The organism is Homoserinimonas flava, from assembly GCF_054969005.1.
Window position 1 is genome coordinate 633,367 of the sequence record NZ_JBUEQS010000001.1, and the last position, 17,308, is coordinate 650,674.

17 protein-coding genes and 1 tRNA gene are annotated in these 17,308 nt (G+C 65.8%); 15 read left to right on the top strand and 3 right to left on the bottom strand.

Annotated elements, in window-relative coordinates:
* Positions 1–115 precede the first annotated feature (115 nt).
* From rplU to ACY48M_RS03080, 13 genes are all read left to right on the top strand, one after another.
* Positions 116–424, top strand: coding sequence for a 50S ribosomal protein L21 (gene rplU, locus ACY48M_RS03020; RefSeq protein ID WP_462818759.1), 309 nt, complete (start codon positions 116–118; stop codon positions 422–424).
* Positions 425–452: 28 nt separating this feature from the next.
* On the top strand, positions 453–710 hold the full coding sequence (gene rpmA / locus ACY48M_RS03025; protein WP_108516841.1) for a 50S ribosomal protein L27: 258 nt from the start codon (positions 453–455) through the stop codon (positions 708–710).
* Between the two features lie 110 nt (positions 711–820).
* A complete protein-coding gene (gene obgE / locus ACY48M_RS03030; RefSeq protein WP_462818760.1) occupies positions 821–2,377 on the top strand; it encodes a GTPase ObgE in 1,557 nt (518 codons plus the stop codon).
* Positions 2,374–3,207: a glutamate 5-kinase gene (gene proB, locus ACY48M_RS03035; RefSeq protein WP_462818761.1), complete on the top strand. Its 834-nt coding sequence runs from the start codon at positions 2,374–2,376 to the stop codon at positions 3,205–3,207. Before obgE ends, proB begins: the two co-directional genes overlap by 4 nt.
* A 22-nt stretch (positions 3,208–3,229) precedes the next feature.
* Positions 3,230–4,498, top strand: a complete 1,269-nt coding sequence (locus ACY48M_RS03040; RefSeq protein WP_462818762.1) for a glutamate-5-semialdehyde dehydrogenase — start codon at positions 3,230–3,232, stop codon at positions 4,496–4,498.
* 45 nt (positions 4,499–4,543) lie between these two features.
* A complete protein-coding gene (locus tag ACY48M_RS03045) occupies positions 4,544–4,744 on the top strand; it encodes a hypothetical protein (RefSeq protein WP_462818763.1) in 201 nt (66 codons plus the stop codon).
* Positions 4,745–4,758: 14 nt separating this feature from the next.
* Entirely contained in the window at positions 4,759–5,367 is a 609-nt protein-coding gene (gene nadD / locus ACY48M_RS03050) for a nicotinate-nucleotide adenylyltransferase (protein ID WP_462818764.1), read from the top strand.
* Positions 5,364–6,989, top strand: a complete 1,626-nt coding sequence (locus ACY48M_RS03055) for a hypothetical protein (RefSeq protein WP_462818765.1) — start codon at positions 5,364–5,366, stop codon at positions 6,987–6,989. The genes nadD and ACY48M_RS03055 overlap by 4 nt, the downstream gene beginning before the upstream one ends.
* Before the next feature lie 38 nt (positions 6,990–7,027).
* Complete coding sequence (gene rsfS, locus ACY48M_RS03060) at positions 7,028–7,429, top strand: ribosome silencing factor (RefSeq protein ID WP_462818766.1); 402 nt, start codon at positions 7,028–7,030, stop codon at positions 7,427–7,429.
* Complete coding sequence (locus tag ACY48M_RS03065) at positions 7,426–8,403, top strand: hypothetical protein (protein ID WP_462818767.1); 978 nt, start codon at positions 7,426–7,428, stop codon at positions 8,401–8,403. Before rsfS ends, ACY48M_RS03065 begins: the two co-directional genes overlap by 4 nt.
* Positions 8,404–8,472: 69 nt before the next feature.
* Positions 8,473–8,546: transfer RNA gene (locus tag ACY48M_RS03070), tRNA-Ala, on the top strand.
* A 127-nt stretch (positions 8,547–8,673) separates the two neighbouring features.
* Positions 8,674–9,471 carry a transglutaminase-like domain-containing protein gene (locus ACY48M_RS03075; protein ID WP_462818768.1) on the top strand — a complete coding sequence of 266 codons (798 nt, stop codon included), beginning with the start codon at positions 8,674–8,676 and terminating at the stop codon, positions 9,469–9,471.
* A 7-nt stretch (positions 9,472–9,478) separates the two neighbouring features.
* Positions 9,479–10,195 carry a protein-L-isoaspartate(D-aspartate) O-methyltransferase gene (locus tag ACY48M_RS03080; protein WP_462818769.1) on the top strand — a complete coding sequence of 239 codons (717 nt, stop codon included), beginning with the start codon at positions 9,479–9,481 and terminating at the stop codon, positions 10,193–10,195.
* 30 nt (positions 10,196–10,225) lie between these two features.
* Here ACY48M_RS03080 and ACY48M_RS03085 read toward each other — a convergent pair whose 3' ends face one another.
* Complete coding sequence (locus ACY48M_RS03085; RefSeq protein ID WP_462818770.1) at positions 10,226–11,737, bottom strand: SDR family NAD(P)-dependent oxidoreductase; 1,512 nt, start codon at positions 11,735–11,737, stop codon at positions 10,226–10,228.
* 98 nt (positions 11,738–11,835) lie between these two features.
* Between ACY48M_RS03085 and ACY48M_RS03090 the strand changes: the two genes are divergently transcribed.
* Both ACY48M_RS03090 and ACY48M_RS03095 read left to right on the top strand, forming a co-directional pair.
* The gene (locus ACY48M_RS03090; protein ID WP_462818771.1) at positions 11,836–14,355 is read left to right on the top strand and encodes a DEAD/DEAH box helicase; all 2,520 of its coding nucleotides are present in this window, start codon (positions 11,836–11,838) and stop codon (positions 14,353–14,355) included.
* An 85-nt stretch (positions 14,356–14,440) separates the two neighbouring features.
* Positions 14,441–14,911, top strand: a complete 471-nt coding sequence (locus tag ACY48M_RS03095) for a hypothetical protein (protein ID WP_462818772.1) — start codon at positions 14,441–14,443, stop codon at positions 14,909–14,911.
* 15 nt (positions 14,912–14,926) lie between these two features.
* Here the strand turns inward: ACY48M_RS03095 and ACY48M_RS03100 are convergent, their stop codons facing one another.
* Positions 14,927–15,310, bottom strand: coding sequence for a hypothetical protein (locus ACY48M_RS03100; RefSeq protein WP_462818773.1), 384 nt, complete (start codon positions 15,308–15,310; stop codon positions 14,927–14,929).
* Between the two features lie 157 nt (positions 15,311–15,467).
* Positions 15,468–17,303: a glycoside hydrolase family 15 protein gene (locus ACY48M_RS03105; protein ID WP_462818774.1), complete on the bottom strand. Its 1,836-nt coding sequence runs from the start codon at positions 17,301–17,303 to the stop codon at positions 15,468–15,470.
* Positions 17,304–17,308 lie beyond the last annotated feature (5 nt).

The following is a 17,308-nucleotide window of genomic DNA, read 5'->3' on the forward strand; positions in this document are numbered from 1 at the left end:
TGGCGTGCGCTGGCTGAGCCCGCATTCAACGCCGAGTTCTTACCGGGCCCAGGCTCCGGTGAAATCATGAAGCTTTCTTCGAGTAATACTTTCTTCAAGTAGTTAGGGTTCCCAAGTGGTTTACGCAATCGTGCGCGCCGGCGGTCGGCAAGAAAAGGTCGAGGTCGGTACGGTCGTCGTTCTTGACCGCATCGCTGCAAACAAAGACGGCAACATCGAGCTCGCCCCCGTGCTGCTGGTCGATGGCGACACCATCACGCACGACGCGAAGGCGCTTGCGAAGGTCACGGTCACGGCTGAGGTGCTGAACGACCTCCGCGGCCCGAAGATTGTCATCCAGAAGTTCAAGAACAAGACCGGGTACAAGAAGCGCCAGGGCCACCGCTCGGAGCTCACCCGCGTCAAGATCACCGGCATCAAGTAAGACATCCGAAAGCATTAGGGGCTGAGCAATGGCACATAAAAAGGGCGCATCGTCCACTCGTAACGGCCGCGACTCTAACGCGCAGCGCCTCGGCGTGAAGCGTTTCGGCGGCCAGGTCGTCAGCGCGGGCGAGATCATCGTCCGCCAGCGCGGCACCCACTTCCACCCCGGCGTCAACGTTGGCCGTGGGGGCGACGACACGCTGTTTGCACTTGCTGCGGGCTCGGTCGAGTTCGGTGCGAAGGGCGGCCGCAAGGTCGTCAACATCGTGGCGGCAGCCTCCTAGGCAGCACAGCACTTCACACGTGGGGCGGGCTTCGGCCCGCCCTTCCGTGTTTATTCGACCGGCCAGCAGCGCACTCGTGCGAGCGGCCCGATCAAGAAAGGATCACGGCTATGGCAACCTTCGTGGACCACGTGACCTTGCACTTGCGATCGGGGCATGGCGGCAACGGCTGCGTCTCGGTGAAGCGCGAGAAGTTCAAGCCCCTCGCAGGCCCGGATGGCGGCAACGGCGGTGACGGTGGCGACATCGTGCTTGTGAGTGACGCCCAGGTTACAACCCTGCTCGGCTACCATCGCTCGCCACACCGCACCTCCGACAACGGCCAGCCCGGCATGGGCGACCACCGCTCGGGCACCACGGGCGTCACCCTTGAGCTTCCGGTTCCCGTCGGCACCGTCGTCAAGGATGCTGACGGCACCGTGCTCGTCGACCTCACCGAGCCGGGCATGCGCATCGTCGTCGCCCCCGGTGGACAGGGTGGGCTCGGCAACGCCGCCCTCGCGAACACCAAGCGCAAGGCTCCCGGCTTCGCGCTCCTCGGAACACCAGGCTGGGACGGGGATATCCTCCTTGAGCTCAAGGTGGTTGCCGACGTCGCACTTGTCGGGTTCCCGTCGGCAGGCAAGTCGAGTCTCATCGCTGCCATGTCTGCAGCAAAGCCGAAGATCGCCGACTACCCGTTCACCACGCTGCATCCGAATCTCGGGGTCGTGCAGGCGGGCGAAAACCGGTACACGATTGCCGACGTGCCCGGACTCATTGAGGGCGCCAGCGAGGGCAAGGGTCTCGGGCTCGAGTTCTTGCGCCACGTCGAACGCTGCTCCGCACTCGTGCACGTGCTCGACTGTGCCACGCTCGAACCCGGCCGCGACCCGATGAGCGATCTTGACGTTATCCGGCACGAGCTTGAGTCATACGAGGTGCCCGAGGGGCAGCTTCCCTTGCTTGATCGCCCGCAGATTGTCGTGCTCAACAAAGTGGATGTTCCAGAGGCCCACGATCTCGCGGAGCTTGTCCGCCCCGATCTTGAGGCTCGTGGCTATCGGGTGTTCGAGGTGTCTGCCGTGAGCCGTGCCGGACTGCGCGAACTCTCGTATGCGCTCGGCGACCTGGTTGCCGAGCATCGCGTTGCCCTCGCGGCCGAACCTGTTCGCGAACGCATCGTGCTGCGCCCGCGTGCCGTCAACGAGTCGGACTTCGCCATTCGGGTCGAGGGTGGCAGCCACGGCAACATCTACCGCATCATCGGCGCCAAGCCGGAGCGCTGGGTGGCGCAAACCGACTTCACAAACGATGAGGCCGTCGGCTACCTCGCCGACCGGCTCGCAAAGCTCGGCGTCGAAAACTCGCTCTTCAAGTCTGGCGCGGTCGCGGGTTCCACCGTCATCATCGGCGCTGGCGAGGGTGTGATCTTCGATTGGGAGCCGACGCTGACGTCGGCCGCCGAACTCATCACGAGCCCCCGAGGCACGGATGTCCGGCTCAGCGACGACGAGCGCCCGACGCGCAACGCCCGACGCCAGGCGTACTTCGAGCGGATGGATGCGAAGGCCGCCGCGCGGGCGGAGCTCATCCGCGAGCGCGAGGCCGGTCTCTGGAATGATGATGAGGGTTTCGCGGTCGAACGCCGCGAAGAATCCGAACCAGACAACGCCCAGGAACAATGACCGCGCACCCCATCACCAGCAGCATCCCGACGCTCAGTGCCGTCGTGTCGCGCAGCGACATTCCGCGCGCGCGACGCGTCGTTGTCAAGGTGGGGTCGTCGTCGATTAGCGGCGAGAATGTCAGCCAGGTTGCATCCCTCATCGACGCGCTCGCTGGGGCCCACGCTCGCGGCACCGAGATCGTGCTCGTTTCGTCCGGGGCGATCGCCAACGGGTTGCCATTCCTGCAGCTCGAGGAGCGGCCGGCCGATCTCGCGACGCAGCAGGCCGCTGCCGCCGTCGGCCAGAACGTGCTCATCTATCGGTATCAGGAGAGCTTGGACCGCTATGGCATCGTTGCCGCCCAGGTGCTCCTCACCGCCGGTGACCTTGAAGCCAAAGTCAACCGGGCCAACGCGCGTCGAGCGATGGAGCGGCTGCTCGCCCTGCGCATCCTGCCGATCGTTAATGAGAACGACACTGTGGCGACGGCCGAGATCCGGTTCGGCGACAACGACGAACTCGCGGCGCGGGTTGCACGCCTGCTCAATGCTGACCTGCTTGTGCTGCTCTCCGATGTTGACAGCCTCTACACGAAGCCTCCGTGGCTTGAAGGGTCTGAGCGCATCGCTGAGGTGCCCTTCGGTGACCCGCTCGACTCGATCGAGTTTGGCGGCATCGGCGCCGCCGGTGTCGGCACGGGGGGAGCGCGCACAAAGGTCATGGCCGCGAGGCTCGCCGCCAGCGCTGGCACCCCCGTGCTGTTGACCTCTACCGGTCTGGTGGATGCTGCGCTCGCGGGTGCGTCCGTTGGCACCTGGTTTGCCGCGGGCATCGAGCCAAGCGCCTAACCACCGGCGGTACACTGGGGCCATGCCTGAGCACACTCTGACTGCGCCAACTCTGCAGGAGAAACTCGTCGCCTCGCGGGAGGCATCGCGAGCACTCGCGACCGCGACCGCCCAGACAAAGAACGACGCGCTCGAGGCGATCGCCAGCGCTGTTATTGCAGGATCCGAGCGCATTCTCATCGCCAACGAGGTCGACCTCGCGAATGGTCGTGACAACGGTCTGAGCGAAGGGTTGCAGGATCGGTTGCGGCTCGACGATGCGCGCCTGCACGCCCTCGCGGCCGCAGTGCGTGACATTGCGGCCCTCACTGACCCGATCGGTCAGGTGGTGAGAGGCTCGACGCTGCCCAACGGTCTCGCACTCAGCCAGGTCCGCGTGCCGTTCGGCGTCGTCGGCGCGATCTATGAAGCTCGGCCGAATGTGACGATCGATATCGCCTCCCTGGCGCTCAAAAGCGGGAATGCTGTCGTCCTGCGCGGCGGTTCGGCGGCGCTGCAATCCAACACGGCGCTCGTCGCCCTCATTCAGGAGGCCATCGCCTCGGTCGGCCTGCCGGCGGCCCTCGTGCAGAGCATCGACGAGTTCGGCCGCGACGGCGCGACCGAGCTCATGCGTGCCCGAGGCCTCATCGACGTGCTTATTCCCCGCGGCAGCGCCGATCTCATTCAGACGGTCGTGCGTGAATCTCAGGTGCCGGTGATCGAGACCGGTGCCGGGGTGGTGCATGTCTTTCTCGATGCGTCGGCGGAGGTCGACCAGTCTGTCGCGATCGTGCACAACGCCAAGACGCACCGTCCGAGCGTGTGCAATGCCCTCGAGACGCTGCTGGTGCACGCCGACGCGGCGGAGCGGCTCCTTCCGCCCGTGCTCAGCGCCCTGCGCGAGAGTGGTGTCACGATCCACGCTGACGACCGGGCTCTGGCGCTCTTCGGCGATGCGGTGCCCGCGACCGATGACGACTGGGGCACCGAATACATGAGTCTCGATATCGCTGTGCGCGTGGTCGACGATCTCGATGCCGCGCTCGACCACATCCGTCGCTATTCCACGCACCACACTGAGTCGATTGTGACAAAAGACCTCGCGAGCAGCGAGCGTTTCTTGGCCGAGGTCGATTCGGCGGTCGTCATGGTGAATGCGTCGACACGGTTTACCGATGGGGGAGAGTTCGGTTTCGGCGCTGAGGTGGGTATTTCGACGCAGAAGCTGCACGCTCGCGGCCCCATGGGCCTGCCGGAGCTCACGAGTACCAAGTGGATCGTGCGTGGCTCCGGGCAGGTGCGCGGGTGACCAGCCCGTTCACGATAGATTAGAACCGCGTCGAACGGAGAACACATGTCACTGCTTGCTGTCATCGCTGCTGAAGAGGGCCACCACGAGCTCGCTCCGATGATCATGGACCCCATCTGGTTCGCCGTCATCGCGTTCGGGTTCTTCGTAGCCCTCGGGCTCGTCACCTATAGCTTCCGTGATGTCGCGCACCGCAACCACCTCAAGACGGGTGCTGCGGCCCCCGACGCGGGCGACCACCACTAGTCGGTCACCGGGTCATGACCGCGGTCGATCCCGAGCGCCGGCGCCCCCGCGTCGGCATCATGGGCGGCACGTTTGACCCGATTCATCACGGTCACCTCGTTGCGGCGAGCGAGGTTGCACAGTATTTCGGTCTCGATGAGGTTGTGTTTGTGCCAACCGGCCAGCCGTATCAGAAGCCGGATGCCACGCAGAGCGAGCATCGATACATCATGACGGTGATCGCCACAGCGTCGAATCCCTCGTTCACTGTCAGCCGGGTCGACGTCGACCGCGACAGGCCCACATACACGATCGATACGCTTCGCGACATGCGCGACGCTCGGCCCGATGCCGAGCTCTTTTTCATCACAGGTGCTGACGCGATCGCCCAGATTCTCGACTGGAAAGACGTCGACGAGCTCTTCGACCTCGCGCACTTCGTCGCAGTTTCACGGCCAGGTCACACCTTGAACGTTTCCGGATTGCCGGAGCAAGACGTAAGCTTGCTAGAAGTGCCCGCTCTGGCGATCTCCTCGACCGATTGTCGCAGCCGGGTGGGCCGGGGGTTCCCGGTCTGGTATTTGGTTCCGGACGGGGTAGTGCAATACATCGCAAAGCACCATTTGTATCGGAGTACGTCATGACAGCCTGGGGTGACCAGCCACCGCTTTCGCGGCGGCAGGTCAGGATGAATCAGCGTGGCCCTGGGGCCGACGCCGAGTTCTCCGCAGCCCAGGAACAGGAGCGTTCCGGGCAAGTGCAGACTGAGCATGAGGCCTTCGACACCTTTACGAACCCCGCGAACGCTGCGGATGCCGAGCGCGCCGCGAGTGAAAGCGGAGCAGCAACCGGCAGTGTGTCGGGTGTGCGTCCGGGCAGCCGACGTGCGCAGCGCCTCGCAGAGACTGGCGGCATCACACTCGACAACACCCCACCGTTTGACGGAGCCGCCTTCCGCGTGCGTGACTTCCGGCCATCGGAGCCGACCGCACCACACGCCGGGGACGCAGCAGTCGAAGCCGGTCGACCGCTCACTCGCAGAGAACTGAGGGCGCTTGAGGCCGCGCGCGCGGCGGAGTCAGCCGGTGCCGCCGATGCAGAGACGGCTGCCGAGCCGCCATCGGAGCCGTCAGCACAGCCACACGATCAGCTACCGGCTCCCGTCGTGGCACCTGTCGACACCAGCTCGCACTCAGTCGAATTCTCGGCTCCTGCGGTCATCGACGAGCCCGTCGCATCCGAGATTCCTGCTGAGTCGCCCGTTTTCGAGGTTCCCGCGTACGAGTCGTCTGTCAGAGACACGCCAGCGTATGAGGTGCCGACATATGAGGTGCCTGCGTTCGAGGCTCCGTCGTATGAGGCTTCGCTTTCCGCAGCATCGACCGATGCGGTGCCGATCGACGCAGAGCCCATCGACGCAGTGCACCCCCTTGTCGAGCCGCCCCAGGCCTACAGCCCATCGTCGTTCGAGGCGCCAGTGGTCGCGCCAGAGCCAACGACGCCTGCGCCTGCCGACATCGACAGGTCCCCGGTCGAATCCGCACCCGACCCCTCCGCAGAGCAGGCTTCCCCGCTCTTCGACCTTGCGCCGCCGACCGGGATGCCGTTTGGCACATCGCCGACCGAGATTCCGACGCTTTCCGATCTCCCTGCGCCGCCAGCGCAAGACCCGAACTTCGTTCCCCAGTACTCGCTCGCGCAGTATCCTCCGCCCACAATGCTCCCCGACTTCTCCGAGTCGGCACGCGGCTTTGACAGCGCTCCGCAGCCGCAAACGGCTCCGGTTGGACACTGGTCTACACAAGAGGCGCTTGACGATGCGGCGCAGGCTGCAGCATCCGCCCCATCGCGTGATGTCGCGGCGGCGAGCGGACCCATTACGAGCAGCGCTCTCGTGCTGCCGGCAATTCCTTCCGGAGCCGATCTCTCGGTGCCGTTCACGACCTCGACCGGTGAAGTGCTCATCACGGGCACGATCAACCTGCCATCGACGCTCGGCACAACCGGCGCGCACCCAGCTCGATACGACCACTCAGATCTCGACGCCATCATTGATGCGGTTGACCGTGACGATGTCGAAGGTGATTCTGCGCCCGTCAGGGCCATCCGTGCTGTGAGCACGCACACCTCCCCCCGTGATGTCGTCGCGATGTCCCGGAACACGGGAGGCAACCGTCTGCCCATTGTGCTCGCCATCACGGCCGGCGCGATGATGGTGAGTGTTACTGTGCTCGTCGTTGTGGGATTCTATTTCGAGACGTTCTAGACTCGACCCACGACCAGCACTTCACCACTAAGGAATTTGTGACAGCCACCCAGCACGCCCACGATCTTCTCGCCATCGCCGCCACCGCGGCTGATTCGAAGCAGGCGACCGATCTGGTGGCGCTCGACGTCTCTGGGCCACTCCCCTTCGCCGACATTTTTTTGCTCGCCTCGGGACGCAATGAGCGCAACGTCATCTCGATCGCGAGCGAAATCGAGGAGAAGCTCATCGAGGCCGGGAGCAAACCCGTCCGACGCGAAGGGCGCGCCGAAGGGCGCTGGATTTTGCTCGACTTCGGCGACATCGTCGTCCACGTCTTCCATGAGGAAGAGCGCATCTACTACTCGCTCGAACGCCTCTGGAAAGACTGCCCCGCCATCCCCATCGACGTGGCGGATGCGCGAACTCACGCCGAATCGCACCCAACCGAATCGGAATGACCGCCTGGGTTCCCGCGTGGAATCCGGGGCCGAACGCTGCGGCGGAGGCCCGCGACGGCGTGACACAGTGGGTGCACGCTGAGCCGCTTTGGCGGCTCGTCGCCGAATTCGGTGGCACTCGACCCGTTGCTGAGACAGCGGGCGAGCTGCTCGAATGGCTTGATGCGTTTTCGGCAGAGCACTGGGACTTTCGGGCGGGCCGCGAACGCAACCTCGCGGCATCCGCTGTGCTTTCCGCTGCCCAGTCGGCTGCGGCGCTCGCGTGCTGCCCCGAGCTCGGACTCGCGCCGTCGTGGCCGCGAGCGACGAGCTACGACGCGATCGTCATGACGGGCGGCATGGTGCGCGCGGGGGTGGTGAAACCGAGGTTCGTGCGTTCCCTGCTCGAGGAAGGGGTCTCGTCGCCGTCAGTCGTCTTTCTCGGTGCACATCGAGCGTTCGCGGGTGACGAATCCCGGGTTGCTGAAGCGCTGGGCATTGTGGGTGACGACGAGGTCGACGGCATGGTGCAGGGGGTGAGTGCCGTGTTCCCGCCTTCGGGCGAGCCGCTGATCGAGGGTGGCGGCAGTGGCAATGCGAGGTGGAGCATCGCATCCTGGCAGTCGACCGACGGCATCACCGTCTCTGTCGTCGCCGCGCCCTCAAGCGCGCCGGAGAAAGGACGGGCGAACACGGCCGACACGTTCAAGTATTGGGGAGCGCGCGCGCACGCCACGACCAGCAGCGTGCTGATGGTGACAACACCCGTCTATGTGCCATACCAGGCGGCATGCGCCGTCGAGGTGCTCGGAGTCGAATACAACCTCGCGGTCGAGGCGGTGGGAGTGGATGCGGCAACGAACGACCTGGGGGAGCACACACAACAGTTCTTGCCGCAGCATCACCTGCAAGAATTGCGCTCGGCGGTGCGCGGCATCCGCTCGCTCGCGGCACGGCTGGAGACGGTCCCCCCGATCAGCAGATCTGGAGAGTGACGTTACCCATCGCCGGAATGTAGTAATCTTGAGAAGTTGCTTCGCGAGAAGCAACAGCATCACCACCGAGGGTCCATGGCGCAGCCCGGTAGCGCACCTGCATGGCATGCAGGGGGTCAGGGGTTCGAATCCCCTTGGATCCACAGATACCCCCGAGATCATCACGATCTCGGGGGTTTTCCGTTTCTGGGATGCGGTGCTCGTGTGTCGTGTTGCCGATCGGAAACCTGATCGACACGGCCCATACAGGGCCGTCGGAGAGAATGGGGCATGCTCCGAACCGTCACCGCCTCGATCGTCTGCACGATCGACGCCCCAGCCTCCCTCGAACTGCAGATCGCCGTCGCTGCTGGATACGAGGCAGAAGAGGCCTTGACGGTGTCAATCGACGGCGTCGAAGTCGACCCGAGTGAGCTCCGCGGAGAGGCCGGCTCACGCCTCCACCTCGCCGATGTGCCGCGAGGGCTGCTCGAAGTGCGGTACCGCGCAGCAGTGACGGGCGAGGCGCCGCTGGCTGCGGCATCCGCACTCGACCAGGTCGTGTATGCGCGGCCGAGCCGCTATGCCGAATCGGATCGTCTCGCAGCCTTTGCCGCTGCGGAATTCGGTGGCATCGGCCACCCCGCCGAGCTGCTCGCGAGTGTGTCATCGTGGGTCGGGTCGCGGCTCGACTACGTGCCTGGGTCGAGTGGCCCCATGGATGGCGCAGCGACGACCCTGCTGGCACGCGCGGGCGTGTGCCGTGACTACGCGCACCTCACGGTGGCGCTGCTTCGCGCACGGGACATCCCTGCCCGTCTCGTCGCCGTCTACGCTCCCGGGCTCGCCCCGATGGACTTCCACGCGGTTGCGGAGGCGCTCATCGATGGCGCCTGGCGGGTCGTCGATGCCACCCTGCTCGCGCCAAGGGAAAGCCTCGTGCGCATCGCGACTGGCCGCGACGCGGCAGACACGGCGTTTCTCACGAACCGCGGAGGGCACCTCACCCTCAACGCGATGGAGGTCACCGCCGTGGTTGATGGCAACCTGCCGTCAGACGACGTGGTGTCGCTCGCAAGCATCCGCTAGTGCTGTCATGGCCGACCCTCGTCGTCATCGTGAACGGATGCTCCAGCGCGACCTCCTCAGTCGTGGCATCACCGACGGCCGCGTGCTGGAGGCGATGGCGACGGTGCCGAGGGAGCACTTCGTTCCTGGGGGTCAGTTGGGCTATGCCTACGATGATCGGCCGCTCCCCATCGGCGAAGGTCAGACCATCTCGCAGCCGTACATCGTCGCGTTCATGGCACAGGCTGCGGCGATTCTGCCCACCGATCGGGCGCTCGAGATTGGGTCAGGCTCGGGGTATGGGGCTGCGGTGCTCGGAACGCTCGCGGTCCGGGTTGACACGATCGAGCGCCATCCTGGGCTCGCCGCTTCCGCGGCGGAGCGTTTGCGCGCGCTCGGCACAGAGAATGTGCACGTGCACGTTGGTGACGGCACGCTCGGTTGGCCCGAGACGGCGCCGTTTGATGTGATTGTCGTGACGGCGGCCGGTCCGGACGTGCCGCGACCCCTCCGTGATCAGCTCGCCGCCGGGGGCCGCCTCGTCATGCCGGTCGAGCGCCGGCGCGGTCATCAGCAGCTCGTTGTCGTGACGCGGCACGGTGAGCACAGCGGCGATCTGAACCACAGCGGCGATCTGAACCACAGCGGCGATCTGAACCACAGCGGCGACGAGGGCTTTAGTGAGCGCTCGCTCCTCGGCGTCGTCTTCGTCCCGCTCATCGGCGAGCATGGGCACGCCGAGTGAGCGGTCTGCCGAGGTGTGGGTGCCGCGGGGCTACCAGGCGGCGGGCTTGTAGTCCTTGAGAAAGACACCGAAGAGGTCGGTGCCTTCTTCCCCGACGACGATCGGGTCATACACGCGGGCTGCCCCATCGACGAGGTCAAGGGGCGCATGAAAGCCCTCTTCGGCGAGGCGTACTTTGGTGTGGTGGGGGCGCTCGTCGGTGATCCACCCGGTGTCGACGGCGGTCATGAGAATCCCGTCGGTCTCAAGCATCTCGCCCGCGCTCGTCCTTGTGAGCATGTTTAGCGCAGCCTTCGCCATGTTGGTGTGGGGATGCCCCGGGCCTTTGTATCGCCGCGCGAACTGCCCCTCCATCGCCGAAACGTTGACGACGTATTTGCGCCTCGCGGTCGACGCCGCCATCGCTGGGCGGAGCCGGCTGATGAGCAAGAAGGGCGCGGTTGCGTTCGCGAGCTGCACTTCGAGCATCTCGAGGGGTTCGACCTGATGCACGTGCTGCGTCCAACTGTTGATGTGGTCTTCGTCGGGGATGAGCCCGCCCGCGTCGATCGCGGTGCCGGCGGCGAGCCGCTCAAGCGATGACGACCCGGCCATCATCGCTTCGGCGGCGAGGGTTTCGGCGGCGGTGCGCCGATCGGCATCGACCGCCGTGCGTGCGAGCAGCGGATGCGCCGTGACCGATGCGGCGATTGCGAGCGGATGCTGGTCGTTCGTGTGGCCGAAGGTCACGAGTTCTGGCTGGGGGCCGTCTGGCAGCGGGGTGTTCTCGGCGTCGACGAGGGCACTGTAGGCACCGGGGGAGCGGCGTACGGTTTGTGCCGCGTTGTTGATGAGGATGTCGAGTGGCCCTTGTTCTGCGACGGAGTCGGCGAGCCCGATGACCTGGGCCGGGTCGCGCAGATCGATGCCGACGACGCGGAGCCGGTGGATCCATTCGGCCGAGTCCTCGAGTGAGCTGAACCTCCGCACGGCGTCGCGAGGGAATCTGGTCGTGATGGTCGTGTGTGCGCCGTCCCGGAGCAAACGGAGGGCGATGTGCATGCCGATCTTCGCGCGTCCGCCCGTGAGCAGCGCGCGTTTGCCGGTGAGGTCGGCTCGCGCAGTGCGCTTGGCGTGGCTGAACGCGGCGCAGTCGGGGCAGAGCTGGTGGTAGAAGGCGTCAACCTGCGTGTAGTGCTGTTTGCAGATGTAGCAGGCGCGAGACTTGATGAGGTGCCCGGCGACGGGTGCGGCCGTGCCAGATGCGAGCGGCACCCCGCGTGTTTCATCGTCGATGCGATCGGGAGCGCCGGTCGCGGTGGCGGCGACGACGGCACGGTCTGCTTCGGCGATCGCTGATCGCTTCTCGACCCTGCGATTGCGTTTGACCGCTTTGAACATGCGCGCTGTCGCCTGGCGCACGGCGACGAAGTCTGGGTGTTCTTCATCGAGGGCGTCGAGCTCCGCGAGCACTCTGAGCGTGGTCTCGAGATCGGTGCGGTCGATACCCGCATCGAGGCCCTCTGGTGTGGGCTCGGACGACGATTCAGGTGCGGCGGTCATTGGGCCGATTCTACCGGTCGAATGCGGGGCCGGTCTGGCGTGCATCACCACGCTCGTCGACCGAACTCGCGACGCCGGGAGTGTGAAAAGCTTCAGGAGTGCCTGATCCGACCCTTGCTGCGCTGCTCGCGGACGCCGACAACCCCGATGCGGTGTTCGACCGCTTTGAGGAGTGGGCGAGAGGTCGTGGGCTGACGCTCTACCCCGCGCAAGAAGAGGCGGTGCTCGAGATCGTCACGGGCGCGAATGTTGTCCTCAGTACCCCGACGGGCAGCGGCAAGTCCCTCGTCGCGATCGGGGCTCATGCCGCCGCGATCGCCGCGGGCCGACGCAGCTTCTACACCGCACCCATCAAGGCGCTCGTCTCCGAGAAATTCTTCGCGCTCGTCGACATCTTCGGCGCCGCCAACGTCGGCATGGTGACGGGTGATTCGAGCGTGAACCCCGATGCGCCGATCGTGTGCTGCACGGCGGAGATCCTCGCCAATCTTGCACTGCGGCAGGGCGCCGACGCCGACGTGGGGCTTGTGGTCATGGACGAGTTCCACTTCTATGCCGACCCGGAACGCGGCTGGGCATGGCAGGTGCCACTCTTGACGCTGCGGCACGCGCAGTTCTTGCTCATGTCGGCGACGCTCGGCGATGTCGAGTGGCTCGCTGACGACCTCTCCCGACGCACCGGACGCGCCACCGCCACGGTCACCGGTGTCGAACGCCCCGTGCCCCTCCACTTCGAGTACGTCACGACGCCCGTCCACGAGACCGTCGAGCAGCTGCTCGAGACCCACCGGGCACCCATCTACATCGTCCACTTTTCGCAGCTCGCCGCCCTTGAGCGGGCGCAAGCGCTCACGAGCATCCGAGTCGCGACACGGGAGCAGCGCGACCGTATCGCCGACGCGATCGGCGACTTCCGGTTCACCACGAATTTCGGCCGCACTCTCTCGCGGCTGGTCCGCTCTGGCATCGGCGTGCATCACGCCGGCATGCTGCCGAAATACCGTCGGCTTGTCGAGCAGCTCGCCCAGCAGGGTCTCCTTCGCGTGATCTGCGGCACCGACACGCTCGGCGTCGGCATCAACGTGCCGATCCGCACCGTGCTGCTCACGGGTCTCACCAAGTTCGACGGCGTGCGGATGCGGCAGCTCTCGGCCAGGGAATTCCACCAGGTCGCGGGGCGGGCCGGGCGTGCGGGGTTCGACACCGCCGGCTCAGTCGTCGTGCAGTCGCCGGAGCATGAATCCGACAACGCCAAAGCCGTCGCTAAGGCAGGGGACGACCCCAAGAAGCTGAAGAAGCTGGTGCGAAAGCGCGCGCCTGAGGGCTTCGTGTCGTGGGGCCAGCCGAGCTTTGAGCGGCTCATTTCCGCCCAGCCCGAGAAGCTCACCTCGGCGATGGCGGTGAGTCATTCGATGCTCCTCAATGTCATCGCGCGGGGAGGCGACGCATTCGCCGAGGTGCGCGAGCTGCTCGAAGACAACCACGAACCGCGTCCGAAGCAGCGCTCGCTTCTGCGCCAGGCACTCGCCATCTATCGCACGCTGCGCACCGCCGGGGTAGTCGAGGAGGTGGACGGCAGCATCCGTCTCACGGTCGACCTGCAGCCGAACTTCGCGCTCAACCAGCCGCTCTCGCCCTTTGCCCTCGCAGTGTTCGACCTCATCAGTCCGCCAGAAGACAATGTGAGCGAACCGACCCCAGGGCTCGCCCTCGACATCATTTCGGTGCTTGAATCGACGCTCGAAAACCCGCGGCCGGTGCTCTCGGCGCAGGAGTCGAAGGCGCGCGGCGAGGCGGTCGCCGCGATGAAGGCCGAAGGCATCGAGTATGAGCAGCGCATGGAGTTGCTCGAGAGCATCACCTACCCGAAGCCGCTCGCCGAATTATTGGGGGAGGCGTTCGACACCTATCGTGCGTCGCAGCCGTGGGTCGGTGACTTCGAGCTCAAGCCGAAGTCGGTCGTGCGCGACCTGTACGAGCGGTCGATGACGTTCAACGAGTACATCGGCTTCTACTCGCTCGCGCGGAGCGAGGGGCTCGTCTTGCGTTACCTCTCCGACGCCTACCGCGCTGCCCGTCAGACGATCCCTGACGAGCTGAAGTCCGAGGAGCTCCACGATCTCATTGAGTGGCTCGGCGAACTCGTGCGGCAGGTCGACTCGAGCCTGCTCGACGAGTGGGAGGAGCTGACGAATCCCGACCCAGAGACGCACCACGATGGCCCTGTCGTGCCGTCAGCACCCCGCGGGGTCACGGCAAACGAGCGCGCGTTCTTCGTGCTCGTGCGCAACGCCATGTTCCGCCGGGTGCAGCTTGCGGCCCTCGAACGCTACGACGATCTTGGCGAACTCGATTCGGATGCCGGCTTCACGGCAGAGCGCTGGGTCGATGCGCTCGACCCATACTGGCGCGACCACGACGAGATCCTCACAGGCCCGGATGCGCGTGGCAGCGCCATGCTCACAATCGAGCGGCGCGCGGGGGAGTGGGGCGTGCGGCAGACGATCGCAGACCCGGCCGGCGACCATGATTGGAGGATCACCGCGGTGGTGGATCTTGCGGCGTCGGACGAGTCCGGGAACGCTGCGATCACCGTGACCGGATTCGTGCGGCTCTAGCCGGCGGACCACACAGTGGACAGTCTGCGACACTCCCGGACTGGGGGTCGCGGCGCGCGTGGTGAGCGTCAGTAGGGTGGGTGTCATGCGCGCGACGCCTTCAGCCCATCGGCTTGTCGAAGTGCTCCCTGGCGCCTGGGGCCTTGGCGCGAGCAATCTGCTCTTCTGGCTCGACCAGCGACACGGCGAACCACGATTTGTCTTTGATGTCTCGACCCCCAACCCGCTCTTGCTCACCGAAACGATCGAGTTCGACGGCACGGATGGTCGCCGGCGCACCGTGCACGGCAAAGCGAAGCTTGTGCGGGGCGAAATGGTGTGGCGTGGGCAGGGTATTCGACGCGCGGTCACACGGCGCTGGAGCGTGCTCGGTCTCGCCGATGATGCCAACATCCTCGTAATCAGTTACCGCGCGTCCCGGCTCATCCCCGGCGGTGTGAGTCTGCTCGTGCGTGAGGGCGTCGAGATCGAAGAGCTCCGCGCGCGCGCCTCGGCGACCGCAACCGAGCTCGGCCTCTCGCCTGAGGACTTCGCCAGCCTCACCTGGATGCGCTGAACCCGGTCGACGGTATTAGTCGGCAGGTAGTGTCGGCAACTGCACGCCAGCGAGCGGATCGTCGGCATCCGAATTCTCGGCGTCGGTGACGGTCGATTCACGCACAGTCGACTCGGGCACGGTCGATTCAGCGGGTGCGCTGTAGGTTGGCACCTGGGCGAGGCTCACGGTGAAGGTGATCGTGAGCGCAATAACCGTCGCGGCGAGCACCACGCCCGTAATGCCGTGGGTGAGCGTCATGCGCGAGGCGCGGCGGAGCCGGCGCACATCGAGCCCGACAACGAGCAGCACGACGCACGCCGCGGCGATCACGAGGATCGCTGGTGCGCTCACGAGCCCCGCGAGGTCAACGGTGGTCGACAGCTCGGTGCTCGCCAGCGCGCTGCTGCGCTCTGGCATGGCGGGTAAGGCCTTCAGTTCGGGTTCTGCTTCGGGAAAAGCTCGGGTGGTGAACGCGGGTCTGCATTGATGATGCCCAATGATCGGTGCATCTGGATGCCCCGACGCTATCAGCGACGTATCGGGCGGTCAATCACCCAGACGGGTGGCGCGAGAATCAGTCGGCGTCTCGCCGCCCCCGACCCTGCGAGACCGAGGCGAGCTCCGGGCGGTCTGGCCGCATGCTGGCAAATTCGATCGCCCCGGCGGCGCGCACGAGCCCGAGGTGCGAGAGCGCCTGCGGGGTGTTTCCCGCCTGACGCTCGGTATCGACGTCGTACTCCTCCGAGAGCAGTCCCACGTCGTTGCTGAACCCGATGAGCCGGTCCATGAGCACCCTGGCGTCGTCAAGGCGGCCGCTGAGCGCATACTGCTCCACGAGCCAAAACGAGCACACGAGAAACGGATGCTCGCCCGGGGGCAGCCCGTCGACGCCCTCCTCCGTGCGATACCGCAGCACCAGGCCGCCGCGCAGCAGTTGCGCTTCGATCTGCGCAACGGTGCCAAGCATCCGCTCGTCGTCGTAGGCGAGGTAGCCGACCTGCGCGAGCTGGAGGAGCGACGCGTCAACCTCGGTGCCGCCGTAGTACTGCGTGTACGAGCCGAGCTCGGAGTTGAACCCCTCGGTCTCGATCTCGGTGCTGACGGCGTCGCGGAGCTGCTCCCAGCGTTCCACGGGGCCGTCGAGTCCGAAGTCCCGCACCGCACGAATCGCACAATCGAACGCTGCCCACAGCATGACCCGTGAGTGCGTGAAATGACGCAGCGGCCCGCGGATCTCCCAGATGCCGTTGTCGGCTCGCTGCCAGTTCTCCTCGACGAACCCCATGATGGTGCGCTGGAGCGGCCACGAGAAGCGCCCCTCCTCGACCCCAATCTCACGTGCCTTTTGCAGTGCGAGCATGACTTCGCCGAACACATCGCCCTGGTATTGATCGAATGCACCGTTCCCTTTGCGCACCGGAGCCGCACCCTCATACCCGGGAAGGCTCTCGATCGTCGATTCGTGCAGCTGCCGCTCCCCAGAGAGGCCGTACATGATCTGGATGTCGGCCGGGTCACCCGCGATGGCTCGCAGCAGCCAGCCCCGCCATGGCAACACCTCGTCGCGCAGCCCTCGGCTGACGAGCACCTCGAGTGTTTGCGATGCATCGCGAAGCCACACGAAGCGGTAGTCCCAGTTGCGCACCCCGCCCCAGTGCTCAGGCAGGCTCGTGGTCGCTGCGGCGACGATGCCGCCTGTCTGCTCGTGCGTGAGGGCCTTCAAGACGAGGAGTGAGCGGGTCACAGCGTCGGAGTATTCGCCGGCCACCTCGGCGCGCGATGCCCACGCCGTCCACCATTCGCGCGTCGCCGCGAGGGCGTGATCGACGTCGATTGCGGCGGGGGTGTCTCGGTGGGACGGGAACCACGTGAGGCTCAGATCGACCACGTCACCCTCCGCAACCGTGAACTCGCTCTCGTGGAGGTGATCCCGCTTCGTGAGCTTTGGCCCACGGATGATGACGGCATCCGGCCCGGCGACCGCAATGAGGGCGTTGTTCCCGTGCTCGGGGCGCTGGCGCACCCACGGCATGGCACTGGCATAGCCGAAGCGCACCCGCACCTCGTCACGCAGTGTGACGGAGCCGCTGATTCCACGGACGCGACGCACCACATCCGCCCGATTGTTGCCGTGCGGCATGAAGTCGGTCACCTCGACCTCGCCCCCTGCCGTGCGCCAGCGCGTCACGAGGATGAAGGTGTTGCCGTCGTAGCGTCGTGTCATGTCGATCACCGCGTCTGCTGGGCTGAGCAGCCAGCGCCCGTGATCTTCGCTGCCGAGGAGGGCGCCGAAGAGCGACTCGGAATCGAAGCGGGGAAAGCACAGCCAGTCGATGCTGCCGTCGCTTCCGACGAGGGCAGCCGTGTGGCAGTCGCCGATGAGTGCGTAGTCTTCGATCTTCAGAGGCATCGTCC

Bases quoted from the DNA above. Each gene is read 5' to 3' on its own strand.
- rpmA (WP_108516841.1), top strand. From the start codon at position 453: ATGGCACATAAAAAGGGCGCATCGTCCACTCGTAACGGCCGCGACTCT.
- obgE (WP_462818760.1), top strand. From the start codon at position 821: ATGGCAACCTTCGTGGACCACGTGACCTTGCACTTGCGATCGGGGCAT.
- proB (WP_462818761.1), top strand. From the start codon at position 2,374: ATGACCGCGCACCCCATCACCAGCAGCATCCCGACGCTCAGTGCCGTC.
- ACY48M_RS03040 (WP_462818762.1), top strand. From the start codon at position 3,230: ATGCCTGAGCACACTCTGACTGCGCCAACTCTGCAGGAGAAACTCGTC.
- ACY48M_RS03045 (WP_462818763.1), top strand. From the start codon at position 4,544: ATGTCACTGCTTGCTGTCATCGCTGCTGAAGAGGGCCACCACGAGCTC.
- nadD (WP_462818764.1), top strand. From the start codon at position 4,759: ATGACCGCGGTCGATCCCGAGCGCCGGCGCCCCCGCGTCGGCATCATG.
- ACY48M_RS03055 (WP_462818765.1), top strand. From the start codon at position 5,364: ATGACAGCCTGGGGTGACCAGCCACCGCTTTCGCGGCGGCAGGTCAGG.
- ACY48M_RS03065 (WP_462818767.1), top strand. From the start codon at position 7,426: ATGACCGCCTGGGTTCCCGCGTGGAATCCGGGGCCGAACGCTGCGGCG.
- ACY48M_RS03075 (WP_462818768.1), top strand. From the start codon at position 8,674: ATGCTCCGAACCGTCACCGCCTCGATCGTCTGCACGATCGACGCCCCA.
- ACY48M_RS03080 (WP_462818769.1), top strand. From the start codon at position 9,479: ATGGCCGACCCTCGTCGTCATCGTGAACGGATGCTCCAGCGCGACCTC.
- ACY48M_RS03085 (WP_462818770.1), bottom strand. From the start codon at position 11,737: ATGACCGCCGCACCTGAATCGTCGTCCGAGCCCACACCAGAGGGCCTC.
- ACY48M_RS03095 (WP_462818772.1), top strand. From the start codon at position 14,441: ATGCGCGCGACGCCTTCAGCCCATCGGCTTGTCGAAGTGCTCCCTGGC.
- ACY48M_RS03100 (WP_462818773.1), bottom strand. From the start codon at position 15,310: ATGCCAGAGCGCAGCAGCGCGCTGGCGAGCACCGAGCTGTCGACCACC.
- ACY48M_RS03105 (WP_462818774.1), bottom strand. From the start codon at position 17,303: ATGCCTCTGAAGATCGAAGACTACGCACTCATCGGCGACTGCCACACG.